Source organism: Bacteroides cellulosilyticus DSM 14838, from assembly GCF_000158035.1.
In the GTDB taxonomy this organism is placed as follows: domain Bacteria; phylum Bacteroidota; class Bacteroidia; order Bacteroidales; family Bacteroidaceae; genus Bacteroides; species Bacteroides cellulosilyticus.
On sequence record NZ_EQ973490.1, the window covers coordinates 1,133,393 to 1,148,433 of the forward strand.

Genomic DNA, 15,041 nt, shown 5'->3' on the forward strand with positions numbered 1-15,041 from the left:
TCGTAATCTATCCTCAGTGCCCTTCTGAATGTTCCTGGTCTAATAGCAGTAAACCAAACAGCGAGGGTAAGTCCGGCGGCGAAAGATTCCCCGAAAACCCGGAGATTACCATTCCTATGGAAGCTGTAAAAGCAGTACTTGACATGTATATGAACAACGACAACGTGGATGTCAACCGTATCTATGTGATGGGATTATCTATGGGAGGAATGGGTACTTTTGATTTACTGTGCCGCTTTCCCGATTTATTCGCAGCAGCCATTCCTATCTGCGGGGGAATTAATCCTGAACGTTTGGAAAAGGCTTCACCAACCACAGCAATAACCATTTATCATGGAGATAAAGACGATGCAGTTTTCGTAGAGAATTCAAGAGCTGCATACCGGGCCTTGAAAAAGATAGGCAAAACACCAAGATACATTGAGTTCCCCGGATGTGGACATAACAGTTGGGACCCGGCATTTAATCAACCAGACTTTTTAGAATGGTTGTTCAGGCAATCCAAATAGGATGAATATATAAAGTGGGGAGATTGAATCTTCCCACTTTACACATAAACCCATACTGATCAAATTGTCATTTTGTATTTTTAGTTAGCCGAGAATCCGTTACTTCCAACCGGAACCTTACGAGAATGGAAATACACGAATGAAAACAAGCAAACATCAGATTGTTAATACACTATCGAAATACTTACATTTCTTCCAGACTGAAATATCTCTCCTAAATCATCCTTATAGGAGAAAATCACGTATCAAATAACCCTTTTACCCGGAAGTAGTAACCCTTTTACCTATAAGTAGTAATGATATCACCCATAAGTAGTAACCTTATCACCTGTAAGTAGTAACCCTTTTCTGTATAAATAGCTTGTAAAAATGCAATAACACATAGGGATAGTGCATTTTTATTCCTTACTTATTCACAGAATATGCTGGAATGCGAATCTGCACAATTAAGCGTGTTACAGAAAACAGGAATATTCCACCATTAAGAACACGATTCAGGAATTATATCATCATTTAGACATTTCTATTATCCTCCCTATCTTCCGAAGTCAACTGTACATTTTATCGGTTTCTTATTTTAATAGAGCATCAATCTTTACCACTGTCTGCGGATTACTGGGTCTCAACAAGCCTCCATAATCTACAATAATTCCATCACGGTTAATGAGCAGGAATTGCGGTATACTATGCATATTCCAATGAGCCATGATACGATGATAATCATCAGAAGTCGCCCAATCTTCCGAATAGATACATTCAATATTCTTCCCTCTCAAAGAGAAACGTTCCAGAATCTTATGGTATGCTTCCCGATCTCTACTTCCACAGATACTGGCCATAACCACATCATCGGGCGAATAACGTTTCCTCAGTTCCTTCAAAGGCTCCATTTCCGCCAGGCAAGGGGGACAGGTTACTCCCCAGAAATCAACATAAATCACTTTGCCCGCATACTTTTCCAAAAGATTGTACACAGGGATCATGAACGGCATTTTCTCCCTGGCAGTCGCCTCATCAGCATTATCGCCATAAAGCATATAATGGGATATCGCTTGGGGGGCTTTCAGATAATTCACTTTATCCTGATATAGTTTAAGCATGGGTTGCCTTAAATAGGGAGCCTGAACTATAGAGTCGAATTGAGACCTGTGATCAGCGATGTAAGTTGTATCATTATCGCATAAAGAGGTACCTATGGGTTGGAGGTATAAATAGGGAAGGATAGCACGATCTTTGCTAACCTCAATCACATTTGCTAAATCAAAATCACTTTTTTCTCTTCGGGTATGCTCAAAATAAAGGAAGATATATACATTCGCGGCAAGCGAAAACAGACCGGAAAAAACGGTTTTCCCTGAAAAGACAGGGTCAAGTTCCGGCAATAATGCTTTATATCCACTCACATCCTTGCCATCTGCCGCTTGTGATATAGCATTACCAAAGAGTGCAGTATAATAATCTATCAACAATAAGTCCGCCGTATACTCTTCAACTTCTGCGCCCGGCGAATGTTCTTTGAGGAAGTCGGCACGACGTTCCAGGAGACTGGCATACTCTGTTTTCAATTCTTTTTCAAATTCATCAAAGGGTGCTTCTCTGTTATAGGAACTAAGTCTGCGATAGTATCCTCCTTCGGTAAAAAGAGCCATATACTGATTCAGCGCACTGGAAGTTCCGGTAATGCGGGGATGCAACAAATCGTTGAAGTCAATCTCAACATGCAGACTATCACCCGGGTGTACATACAAGTGTTCCGCATAATTGCGAAGAGCAACCTCACGAGTTGAAGCATAAGGACTGAAACGGAAACAGAAAGTACCGTCATCCGCTATGGGAGAAGTGTAAACTGTTTCCAGACCGGACAGATAAGGTATCTCAAGTTTCACCTCCTTCTCCTTCGGATAAACTTCCCTGTTAAATACACGGCCCGAGATTATCACTTCTTTCGCCAAATCTTCATGACCCTTCTGAGCCTTACAGCCTAAGAAAGATAAAATTGCAAACAGTAAGCATAGATGTTTCATACGTATTTTATAATTAATAAATGACTAATAAATTCAGCGCACCGTTACAGACAGGCTCTTTCCATATCCGGCAAACTCAGGTGCATAGGCCGATTGGACAGTAGCAATACCGGTTTGGTAAGTCCCCGAACGGTCTATATAAACTTTATACTCTATTTGGACAGTACCCTTTTTAAGTTTGTCAATAAAGAATTCAGCAGAGGTATCACGCATTACCTGATAATAACCGGTAGCATCGGAATGACGATATCCCGACAATGCCTCTTTGGGCTCCATACATGCAGCACGTGTATCTTTTATCTGAACGAAATCCATATCCCGATCCGCCTTCACGGTCAGCCGGACAGTAAGCTCATCTCCCACATGTAAATCCGTCTTCGATGAAACCTCCTTGCCGTCTTTATAATAGGTACGATTGATTTTCAATCCGTTGCCTTTTGCTGATTGCAATTTATCCATATCCTCCAGGCATTGAGCATATACAGCTCCCCAGCCTATTCCTGCACCTGTATGTACAATTTCTATTTGCCGGGCTCCGACCTCATTACCGGAGAAAGAACGACGGACATACCCTAATGCATCATCAGGAGCCACTACTGTTGTCCCGGCTATTTCCGCTTTCATGGTACTGTTTTCCGCCAATCGGTTATCATCTCCACTCAAGAAAGCATACACAGCATCGGCAGTAGCTACCGGATTATCCCAAACCTGCATTTGTTTTTGTTTAAGCAACCATTGCTTCATTTCAGCAATTGCCAGCGGTTCTTTCAGAATACCGGATAAGGCTTCAATAGCAACCACTTGTGTCGGAATTCTGTAACTGCCCCATGAATACCGGGCTTTCGAAGTATCAAAATATCGCCCCATCTCGGGAGTAGCAACGGAATATTCCAGAATGGATCGCGCCAATTCGTCCGCCTTCACCTTTTTACCCGCTTTATGCAGTATGGTAGCGATAAGTGCCCTGTCGTAAATCGCATCACTCGGAGCACCGGCCTCCAATCTATCAATCATATACGAATAAGCGGTTTTATCAGTTCGCTTTGCCACCTGCTCATCTAAAGCACAGATGTACAGATAATGCAAGGATTGCTCACCGGGTAATCCGTTCTTATTGCCTTTCTTTTCATTTTCCTTCATCTGTCTGTATTCATCCAGCCATTGGGTATGGAGATAGCTTACAGCCTTTTCATACATTCCCTGCACCAGAAGGGTAGATGCACCCATTGTGCGAAGCCGTGCCAGCATTTCCACGATCCGGGTAGTGATATAACGGTTCCCCGTCATCCCTTTATACCAGCTCCAGGAACCGTCAGGGAGCTGCAATGCTTCCAGGCGGGATACCGCAATACGATTACGGTTACTCATCATGTTCAAGTCAAACAAAAGCGCTATATTTCTCTTCCGCTCTGTTTCATCAAGAGCATCTGCCAGCCAGGGAGTTTCTTTAAGTAACAGCTCTTTTAATTCTTCTTTATCATTAAGATTGCCCGACAATGGCCTTCCCTGTATCTTCCAGCTTTCAAATACCTGCCGGATGCGGGGATTGGCATCGAGGATGGCCACAGACAATGAATTGGCATAGTAAGCACTTGCCCACGACAAAGCATCCTCATCCACAGGATTGCCGATGACGGGTAAAGCCTGTATGGCATACCAGTCAGGATTGGCCGTCAGTTCCACCGTCAGCCGTTTGTTTGTTGCAGTTTTACTTCCATCATTAAACAGACTCTCCAGTGTAACCGATTTACTTTCCGTACCATTCAATTGAACGGGTATCGCTTCAGTCACCCATTGTTTATCGGATAAAACCGGAAGATAGCGCTGCTCGCCGTCACTGAAATTACTACCCTCGGCAATAATTCTGCAAATCAATACCGTAGGTTCCTCCGGGCTTTCTAAATCAAATGATACGGAAACGGTTGCTCCGGCATCCGCACTGAATTCATGTTCCAGGGTTGATATTATCTGATTTGTCTGCGGATCGACCAGTTCCATACGGGCTGTTCCCTGAATATTTTCTCCCGACAGATTGATTATTCCCGTACTGATAGCAGGTTTATCATTCACACGAATAAAACGAGGCATATTAGGCTGCACCATAAACGACTTGACAGCTTTCGCCTTAGCCGTTATCTGTCCGTAGTCCATGTTCCGGGTATGGGCAAATCCCATAAACTTCCATTCAGTCAGGCTTTCGGGCAAAGTAAAAGATATACTGGCTATTCCATTCGTATCCGTACGGAGGGCAGGATAAAAGAAAGCAGTCTCTGCAAAATTCTCGCGAAGAGGAACATAAGGAGAACCATCATCCAATGCCACAGCAGCAGAGCACTCAAATACTGCTACAACGGAGTTTCCATCCCCTACCTCAAAGCCGTCATCCAGCGTAACTTCATCCGTAAAGCTGGCATTTCCGGATTTCATCATCCGGCTATCTTGCTTGATACGGAAATTACCCTCAGAACGCGGAACTTGCCAGAACGGAGTATTCAGAGTACTATATATATCCCACCAACGGAGACCACGTAAAGTGCTGCCTGAATAGGGGAAGTTACTATACATCCAGATGGAATGCCCGGAAGATATCAGATTCGCCCCGGTATCAGGAATAAAACGGGAGAGACTCAGATTGAAGTTCCAGTCATTGATGTATAACTTATCGAGTGAAGCATCATAAAGAGTGGCAAGCAATTGCGCATCAGCCGCTTTCTTGTCCGGATGCATGATCTGAAGTTTCCATTCCTCTTTTCCTCCCGGTTGCAGTTTGTCACGGAAAGTAGCCCATTTCAGCAATAAGCTCTTTTCCGGACGGGGACGTGCTATCTGTACTTTCTTTGTATACAGCTTACCTTCGCGCATAAAAGCAAAGTTTACGGTGATTCCATCCCCATATTCCGGCTTATAGAGATAGGTAAACTTCCGGATTTCATTATTAAGGATCATTCGTTCGGATTCAATACGTTTATCGCCACAGAATACATCATACAGCAGATAGACCTCTTTCTCACTACTGCCTACATATAGGTTCACCGGATGCCGGGCATCAAGCTCTGCCCCATCCTGATAGAACCATTCCGGTGAGTATGCCGGCAAGTGAGCGTCTGCCAATGAAAAGAGAATAAAGTCCTGTTCCGCCGTACAGGTTCTTCCCTGCCCGTCAAGGACTGAAGCCTCCATTCTATAACGTCCCGGAGTGAGAGCAAGTATATCCTCGGGAATAAATGATTGATAGGTCCCAACTGTACGACGGCACACCTCATTGCCTTTGTTGCCTTTCTCATCCAAGGCATACACCACGTAAGTGGCTTGAAGCGTTACAGGCTGCCGGCTTAAATTCAATGCCAGAATTTGTATAGTATCCCGCTTTTCACGTGCCACTTTGGAGCGCAAACCTTTAATCTGTAAGGCAACAGACTGCTGTCCTACAGGTAATGACAAGGCTCCGCTCTCTATTTCTCCGGTCAAACTGATTACTTCAGCCGTCACTTTGTATGTATAGTAGCGCCCCGGTTTATCAGGTTGGAAATCATCCGGTTCACGCAGAAAGACAGGGAAGCGGAACTTCCCGTCTGCATCGGTCTGCATCTCACCTACGGCCAGAACCGTTTCATTGTCTGAGATCTTCCAGAACTCATTCAGTGAACGGGTTACTTTATAACTGAGTTTACACAAGCCCACCGGAACTCCCGCAAATGTATTTGCTTCGCCACTGACCATTAGTGTATCACCCATATTATAAGTATCCTGACAGGGATGGAAGACAACATCGAATGTAGGACGCTTGTATTCGTCTACACGGATATAGCGGCTTTCGCCATCTTGCACCGATATTTCGAATTCTCCCGGGAGAAGTACCTCAGGGAGTACGAAATCGCCATGAAAGGCTCCAAATTCATCTGTAGCAAGGGATATCTTACCCACTTCTTGCCGGTTAGCATCACGGAGCACTACGTCATTATGAACTCTGGAGAAAACACGGACCGAATCACCTGATTGCTCATACGCTACTCCCGAAACATGCACCACCTGGCCGGGACGATACAACGCACGGTCAGTGAAAAGAGAAACGTGCTTTTCCCACTTTCGTGAACCGGGCACATGATATCCCGCATTTGAAAAGCCTGCATAACTGATCTCCATATAATCAGCTCCCGGCTTACGGACATTTATTCCCAGCCAGTTTCCTACACTGGGTGGAGTCAGAATAACACTCCCTTTGCCATTCACAGGATATGCTTTGATCAAACGGTAACCTTCTCCCGGTGACACACGGTAATAGGCCACTTCGGTACCCGTTACCGGATGTCCAGTCAATCGGTCTACGATATTGATTTCCTGCTTTCCATCGGGTAATCCTAATGATATGGCCTGCAAGGAGGAGACATAAGCCTTTCCATAAGCCGTATATTTACGATGTCCGTCAGGGATAGACTTTACTACATAAATGCCCTCAACGGGGAATTTATAACGCAGTAAAGTATCTGTTTCCTTGTAGTCCGGAGTAGCTGCCAAATCATAATGGCGACTACTGACCAGTTTTCCATATTGACTTAAAGTGGAAGCATTTATTTCCCTCTCCAGGACAGGACTTGTGACAGGCAGATTCATCCGGTAAAGTTCTACCGTAAGTCCGGCCAGATTACGGTATTTTACTTTCAAGTCAACGTCCTTTCCCGGATAGGCAAAAGGAATTTCCACCATCAGCCTGGGAGTCAATACTTCTGCTATCTGTTCTTTCAAATCATTGGCAGAAAGTGACCGGGGATATTTTGCAAGTCCGGTTTGTGCTGCTTTTAGTTTTGCGGTGTAATCCTGCATTCTATCATAGCGTTCTGCCAACTGGCAGTACACTTCTCCGCAAAGCGGGGAATCAGCAAATTCTTCCGCCCATTGTTTTAATAACGTTATTACTTGCTCATCGGTCAGCCTCAGCCTTTCATTCACTCCGCCCCGACTGACGTCGTTTCCCTTATAATGTAACTTATCCAGCATCAATAATAATCGGGCGTCTGTCATGCCTTGTTGGCGGTAGAAGTCAATCAGTCCGTCATAAATAGATAAAATCTCGTTTTGTATTTTCTCGGCTGATACAGGGTTGGCAATAAAATAGCCGCTTAGCCGGGAGATGGCCTGCCGGGCAAGCAACTGATACATATTATCACCACAATATTTCTCACTCAGTTCTTTGCTGTTGGTCATAGGACGGTAATCCACAGCAGACTTCCGGAAAAGTATTTCTTTATCTTGCAACGAACGTTGGAAATAAGCGATGGCAGTATCAATTGCAGTCTCATCTTTTTTACCTGTATCCAGGATATAATATCCCAGCAGATTATTCAGTATGGCCTGATATACCGTATCTTTTTCTTCCTCCATCCAAGCTTTCAAGGCAGACAATTCGCTATCCAGACTATCAGGAGTAATATCAATGCATAAGGATGCTCTCGTCAAATGTGCTTTCATCATCTGAGACACATTCTTTTCCTGTTTGGCATACTCGTAAATCTTTCGCAATTCTTGTATTGCAGATTTAGGCAGTTGCTTTTGTTCCAGAACTTCAACCTGTTTCCACATTTGTTCATACGACTGAGCGGAAACCCGAAGCGGCAGGCAGATAAGAATACTTATTATACCAGCCCAATAAAACATATTTCTCATTTGTGTTTTCGATTTACGTTCGACAATTAACAGGTTCATTCACAAAGATATATTTTTTATTCTTAGGGTAGCATGGCTGTTCAGACTTAATAACATAACAAATGCCAACAGCCCAAGAAACCGGCTACCGGAAAGCACATCATTCCGAACAAAAAGTTACCGGAATGTCTTTTTTACTAACAGATGCCTCTCTGAAAACACCCCAAACAGAATCCTGTCGCATAATCCATAGAATATACATGCATGTTTTCTGCATAAAGCAGGCCGTATATACAATACTTATGCAAGAGAACTATACTTCTTCCATGAAGGAACTATAGATCTGAGGCGAAGGATCTATAGATGTAACGCAAAAGATCTATAGATGTAACGCGAACCATCTATAGATGGGAAACAAACGGTCTATAGATGGGAGACAGACCATCTGTTTTCAGTGCACAGACCATCTATTTTTCTATTATTAGAGTTGTACGTATTTATGTATTACACTATCAATCAACAAAATATTGATTTTCGTTCGTTTCTTTCCGTTCTTCCCTGCATCGGGACGGAAATATCACATTCTCACTATGCATAAAAAGCAAAGTGTCAAAAACGCAAACATATGCAAACGCACCATACTGCGGTATGCCCGGAACGAGAGAGTCGCCACAATGGATGAACTGAAAGGTATCCGCAACTTATCCCTGCTGGACAACCGTATCTTATCGGAGAACTTAGGACCTATTCCTTTCAAACATCCGGTTGCCAATAATAAGTACGAAGCGCTGTCCTAGTGCTTCAAACACGAGATGTGGCACAGTGCCGAAATGGAAGCGATAAAACGGGCATTAGGGCACCCTGCCAAGTGGATGTAATTGGGTACATCGGCACAATTAAAAATTGTATAACAGTTCTTCCAACGTAACACCACTATCCGCTCTCATCTTTTCCATACGGATACGTTTCAGGCGTTTCTTCACGGAATCCCGCTCCAGATGCATCACTTGTGCCATACTCGACTGAGACAATTGCATTTTCACCATGCAGCAGTAACGCAAGTCGTCTTTATTGAGACTTGGATAAGTCTGCTGCAAGCGTTTCGTAAAGTTGTCGAAGATAATATCAGCATTCTGCACAATGTCATCCCAGTCTTCATCTGAAAGGATGACATTGCCGCCCTTCTCTAATTCTTGCACCACCTTCTGACTTAATCTCCTGAAAAAGGTTTCCTTCAGCCTTGCTTCTTTTTGTTCCATTTCCACCATGCGGCGAAGACTCTCGGAAGTGGCCTTACGTTGCTGCTTCAGTTCCTTTTCCTGTTGCACGAGCTGATGTTGCTGCGCCATCAGGCGATTACGGTTACGGCGATAGATGAAATATACCGCACTTGCCACCCAAACCAACAGCAAAGAGATTGTGGTCATCCAATACACATTACGCTGCCTTTCCGCAGCCCGGGTGCGCCAATACAGGTTTTCTACCGAGAGCTGTTCGTGTTTGTAAAGCTCTTGCAATGCAATGGCTTCCTCAGTATGACGACACTTTCGTATGGTATCGGATAATTCAATAAAGCGTTGTAGCATAGGATAGGCATCTGAAGCACGGCCCATTTTATGATATATTTTCGCCATATTATTATAGGCGTCGGCCACCGAAGAAGGCTCCGGACTGGAGATAACTTTCTGAAAATAGTGATATGCCGAATCATATTGTCCCAGTTTTCCAAACAACTCCAACTTTACTCCATAGAGCGAAAGAATTCTTGCAGTATCTTTAGCCGGACGAAGAGCTATTGATTTATTTATATAATCCAGTGCCTTGGCAGGCTCTCCTTGCTGAGAATAGATACTACCCAGATTTGTATAAATGAAAGGAAGTTGCCGAGGAACAGAATCGGCTAAAGCCGCCTCATAGGCCGCCTGAGCATAGTAAAGGGCGCTATCCAATTGGTTCAGAAACAAATATCCGGTAGAAATATCGCACAAGGCCATATTCTTATAAAACATATTTCCCAAATCCAAAGCCGCCTTCAAGGCTTCTTTGGAATAACGCACCTTACCGGAATATTCTTCCTGATTCAAGCAAACAACTCCCAACCAGGTATTCACCCGGTAGAGCTGCTCATGATTACCACTATTTTGCAGGAAAAGCAGAGCTTTCAGAAAAGATTGCATGGCATCGCTCATCCGGTTAAGCCGTCTGTCCAGATGTGCTTTGCAGTAAAGGGCCCGTTCGGCATAAAGAGAATCGCCCGATTGGCTGAAATATTTAATTGCCGGCAGCAGCAGGGTATCTGTAGCTGCATTCAACTGTTGTTTCCTGTGGACAGCCTCGGACATCAGTAAGGCATAAAGTGCATAATCGCGTTTCGATAAGTTATGCAACGGTTCTTTAATCTCATTCATTACGGTTATGGCGCTATCCGTCTCCCGTTCCGCCATCAACTTCTCCGCCAAGGCCACGCGATTATCAGGAGCACAAGCAACCAACATACCACCCCATAGGATTATCCCTATCAAACTCTTCAATCTCATCTTCAATATCGTGTTATTCGTACGAATCCATCATCACTTCTCCAGTCTCTCCATGAATCAATATCACTCTGGCCATATCCGGCTGAATGGAATCGCGTATATCAATCTCCCACACCGGAATACCTTTTTGCCCGTCTATATACTGATTTATACTGACATGGGTGGTATCCGATAAATTAATATTCCTCAGTTTGGCAAAGATGTAAATATCTCTCCATGTATACTTAAAAGCTTTTTCACTTTTTTCGTGCAAGCAAGAGTCAGGCGCCTGTGTCTGCTCATCTTCAGGGAAATGAACTTCTACTTTTTCCGATACTTTTGTTGCGGTCACCGAATTGATCTTCCGTATTACTCCCCATCCTAGCCAGCCGTCTTCCAACTCTATTTTAAGATAGATACCTCGTTCACCGCTGAGCCGGTATGCAGAGTCAATGGGCAAGTAAATGCGAGTGTAACGATCACCTTGTATAAATATCTCCCCGTAAGAAAATGTATTCAGCAACCATGCAGCAGAACGGGGAATGTTACTTTTACGCGTCCTGTCGTGTGGAGCGATATTGACAATTATATACTCACGGGTCTGTACCCCGGAAGTAAAGCAACTGTTCAGCCAGAACAGAAAGACAACCAGCACATTGGTACATAATCCCACTACAATACCTCCACACATAAAGGCATAAACGAAGTTTCTCCAATGATACCACCGCCCAGTGCTTTTCTTATAGATATAAACCATGTAGCCACACATCGTTATTGCCATAAGGAGAATAACGATTTTCCGGTTCAATCCTAAATAGCTGCCGGAAGAAAATGCAGTATGTATCAGCATTTCCTCTTCTATATACCACATCCTGCAATGCAACAGGAAGAGAAAGACAAAGGCAGGCACCAGAATTTTCCATAGTGCCATTCTTTTCTTCGGCTGCTGTCGGGAGGCATCTTCGCCATGAACCGGTTGCTGTTTGGGTCTAAATTTCTTTCTGCTCATAAATACGGAAAAGCGAAGTGATTACTTGGTTTCTTCCCACTCTTTTTCCAGCTTACCATCGATATCATAGAGTTTCCATCGCCCGATGCGCCGCCCATTCCGACATTCACCCACTTCACGTATACGGTCGTTCTTCACGTAACGCGACTCAAACGGACCGCTCTGCCGGCCATTTATGTAGGTGGATATTTCCCAGTAATCATAGCGATTTGTAACTATCAGACGACGTTCTTTTCCATTGATACGACCGTATTGATAGGTGGCTTCATAAATAAGTTCACCATTCTCAGGATCGTACTCACGATAAAGCCCGTCTTTACGGTCATTTTTCATGTAGAATTCACGCTTACGGGTACCGGTTCTCCTATCAAACGAAACATGCAAGCCTTCTTCCCTGCCATTGACATAGGTTTCTATCATCAATGTATCACCACTTTCGGCAATTGTAATCCATCGCCCATCTTTCTGGTCATTCTTATAATGCCCCAGTACATGAGGAAGCCCAAAGATAAATATGGAAGAATAATCTCCGTCTTTCTGCCCGTTCTCATTATAATAAACGGTTTCATGAAGCTCATAGGTCCCTTTCATGAAAGTGAATTGCTTGCCTACCTGCTTACCGTCTTTATATGTATGATCCATGCGCAATGTGCCGTCAAAGTCATAGCTTAATTCCTTACCATCCTGTTTTCCCATGCGGTAGTTCCTTTCGCGTTCCACTTTACCGGTGGTATAGTAAGTTTTGTGCGCACCGTCCAATTTCCCGTCTTTATAAGACTTCTCTTCTTTCAGTCTCCCCTCATCGGAGTACATCTTGAAGACACCGTTTTTGCGTCCCTCTTTATAAGCACCCTCACATATCAGTTTGTTGTATTCATGCTCTTCATACTTACCATTGTAAAGGCCTTCTTTAAAGTCAGCCAGGATATAGGCAGAATGATAACCGTCTATGATACGGTGCTCACCATCCAAGGGCTTATCAGTCTTCAAGTCCCGGAACAAGATGCGGCCGTCTCCCATATTTATAGCTGACACCTGCTCTATCTGATACTCTTTCTGCGCACAGACATTCAGAAAGGCAAAAAGCAAAAGGCCAATAAATAAAATCAGCTTTTTCATTATGTCCTACAATTTAAGAATCAATCGTTTTCCGCATCTTTAAGCATCTGCCTTATTACATCCGCATGATCGAGATAATCGTTTCCTGATAAGGTCAGGACATTGGTCAGACCGATAATGTTGCTGTCAGAATCGTAAGAAGTCAGTAAACAATACATCTCCTGCCCTAATTTATCCTCTTCCACATGAATCTGGACCGGTGCGCTATATGCTCCGGGCAACTCTGCCAGATACTCAAAGTCTTTTCTGAGAAACGCTTCCAGGATTCTGTTTATATCGGTTTCATCGCGTTTGAACTTCTTCAAACCCACCTCTTTTATCTTACCTCCACTCTCGCTATTATAATAATCGAAATTGCTCAAATACGCTGCAAGCAGACATATTAATACAGCAATTACTCCGACCGTCCGAACCAACCAACCCGCTACAGGAATAAAACCAGGAAAAATAACAATAATAACAGCGACTACAGCCAATCCATAATAAAGCATCGGCTTAACATTGTTCTTTCTTTTTTCAAATTTCACCGGGTTTGCTGCATAGAATTCACCCATATAGCTTGGGTAGAGTTTTGTTTGATTTTCCATAAATATTACTTTTTATAATGATTAATAATAGTTCTATCTTTCCTGGTTATCGTATGAAAACAAAAGTAAAAAGTAACCTGTAAATAATGAAACAATCATGGGGGATAAATGAAGGGGATAATCCATAAACTAAACAGCTGTTTTTCAAATGATAACTCTATATAAAGGATAGACAAATAAGGGGACATTTGCATAAAGGAACTGATTCCATCAATAGCTTTTCATAAAGAACCAATGAAGGAGCAACATTACCTGCTACCAGACATATACTTTCTTGCTTGTCCCCATATTTTTATAATTACTACTATCTAATTCACTTTCCCGAATCGGATAATATCTTTTTCTGGAATCAGATATTTTCTCTGGTTCATCTGCAAAAAAGCCAATTACTTTCATAACTTGTATTCCAAAACAAAACCGGGATGATGAGATATAAATCTCATCATCCCGGCATTTACTTCCTAATTATTGATGTTTTATTTCGTACTTGCCAACATTAAAGTAACATTATCATCATTCATTTCATAAATAGTCTTTTTAATACTGCTGTCGTAAGCATTGCTCTTGGAGTTCCAGCGGGCATAGCTAAGTTCAACTTCATTGTTGGCATAGGAAACATCCATCTTGAAGTAAGGAACCCAAGCCTCTTGTGAGCTGTCCCATTTAGAAGCTTCCTTGCTGGTCACACGATTTTCTGTATCGTAAGTGTAGGTGTAACGGAGGTGGCGATACAGATGTCCATTTTCGTTCTTAAAGATAGTCTTTGCGGTCATCAACTCGCCGGTCATCTCTTCGTTCTTCACATACTGAGTAGGATTACTTGCATTTGCAGAGAAGTTCATTACACTGGCCATTACTACTGCCAACATTACCACTGCTTTAGAAATTAAGTTCGTTTTCATAATCGTTATTTTTTTTATTGTTATTACTTCTTGTTTTTTAAGAGGAAGTCTTTGTCAACCGCCTTCGACTATATATAGTCAATTGGCGTGCCAAAACAATAAAACACTGATTATCAACGAACATACGATTTCAAGCTATGTTCATTTCCGGACAAGTGTCCGCATGAAAACGAACAGTAAGGACAAAAAAATATTCGAGACACAGTTTAGTGCCCCGAATAAATATAGTAATCAAATAGCCGGAACTATATGTTTTCTTCCAGCATCAGCCCCACACCTTTCACCGTTTTAATGCTGACTGATGAATCTTCAGCTATCAACTTACGGAGTTTCGTGACGAATACATCCAGGCTGCGGGAAGCAAAATAATCATCTTCCGTATTCCAGAACTTATCAAGAATGGCTTCGCGGCGTACTACATCTCCTCTGTTCTCACAAAGCATTTGCAACAGTCCGGCTTCACGGGCGGTCAATGTCTTGTTTTCACCGGATGAATGCTTCAATATGGCGTGCGTAGCATCAAGCACATATTCCTTTCCAATCTTGTAACATTCGCTTTCGTCCTTACTCTTTTCACCTTTGGAGAGTTTCAACAAAGCATGAATATGGGCATCCAGTTCTTCGGGAATGAAAGGTTTCTTGATATAATTGTTGGCTCCCAACTCATAGCCTTTCAATACATTTTTGGGAGAAACCAAACCGGAAGAAAAGATTATAGGCGTCTCTTTATCCACC

At 43.0% G+C, this 15,041-nt stretch carries 9 protein-coding genes and 1 pseudogene; 2 read left to right on the top strand and 8 right to left on the bottom strand.

Annotated elements, in window-relative coordinates:
- Nucleotides 1-509: carboxylesterase family protein (locus tag BACCELL_RS08785; RefSeq protein ID WP_007211359.1), on the top strand; the 509-nt coding region annotated here is incomplete at its 5' end.
- A 572-nt stretch (nt 510-1,081) separates the two neighbouring features.
- Here BACCELL_RS08785 and BACCELL_RS08790 read toward each other — a convergent pair.
- Nucleotides 1,082-2,533, bottom strand: a complete 1,452-nt coding sequence (locus tag BACCELL_RS08790; protein WP_007211360.1) for a TlpA family protein disulfide reductase — start codon at nt 2,531-2,533, stop codon at nt 1,082-1,084.
- A gap of 33 nt (nt 2,534-2,566) precedes the next feature.
- Complete coding sequence (locus BACCELL_RS08795; RefSeq protein ID WP_242577620.1) at nt 2,567-8,194, bottom strand: alpha-2-macroglobulin family protein; 5,628 nt, start codon at nt 8,192-8,194, stop codon at nt 2,567-2,569.
- Between the two features lie 671 nt (nt 8,195-8,865).
- Between BACCELL_RS08795 and BACCELL_RS26005 the strand changes: the two are divergent.
- Nucleotides 8,866-9,051 (top strand): annotated as a pseudogene (locus BACCELL_RS26005) (DinB family protein); the annotation flags it as partial.
- An 18-nt stretch (nt 9,052-9,069) separates the two neighbouring features.
- Here the strand turns inward: BACCELL_RS26005 and BACCELL_RS08810 are convergent.
- From BACCELL_RS08810 to BACCELL_RS08835, 6 genes are all read right to left on the bottom strand, one after another.
- The gene (locus BACCELL_RS08810; protein WP_007211365.1) at nt 9,070-10,710 is read right to left on the bottom strand and encodes a tetratricopeptide repeat protein; all 1,641 of its coding nucleotides are present in this window, start codon (nt 10,708-10,710) and stop codon (nt 9,070-9,072) included.
- 13 nt (nt 10,711-10,723) lie between these two features.
- Nucleotides 10,724-11,620, bottom strand: a complete 897-nt coding sequence (locus tag BACCELL_RS08815) for a hypothetical protein (protein WP_248604788.1) — start codon at nt 11,618-11,620, stop codon at nt 10,724-10,726.
- Between the two features lie 99 nt (nt 11,621-11,719).
- Complete coding sequence (locus BACCELL_RS08820) at nt 11,720-12,817, bottom strand: toxin-antitoxin system YwqK family antitoxin (protein ID WP_007211367.1); 1,098 nt, start codon at nt 12,815-12,817, stop codon at nt 11,720-11,722.
- A 20-nt stretch (nt 12,818-12,837) separates the two neighbouring features.
- Nucleotides 12,838-13,404: a hypothetical protein gene (locus tag BACCELL_RS08825; RefSeq protein ID WP_007211368.1), complete on the bottom strand. Its 567-nt coding sequence runs from the start codon at nt 13,402-13,404 to the stop codon at nt 12,838-12,840.
- A gap of 476 nt (nt 13,405-13,880) precedes the next feature.
- Nucleotides 13,881-14,306, bottom strand: coding sequence for a DUF3836 domain-containing protein (locus tag BACCELL_RS08830; protein ID WP_007211370.1), 426 nt, complete (start codon nt 14,304-14,306; stop codon nt 13,881-13,883).
- 245 nt (nt 14,307-14,551) lie between these two features.
- A partial coding sequence (locus tag BACCELL_RS08835; protein WP_081450800.1) for a response regulator transcription factor occupies nt 14,552-15,041 on the bottom strand: 490 nt, incomplete at its 5' end.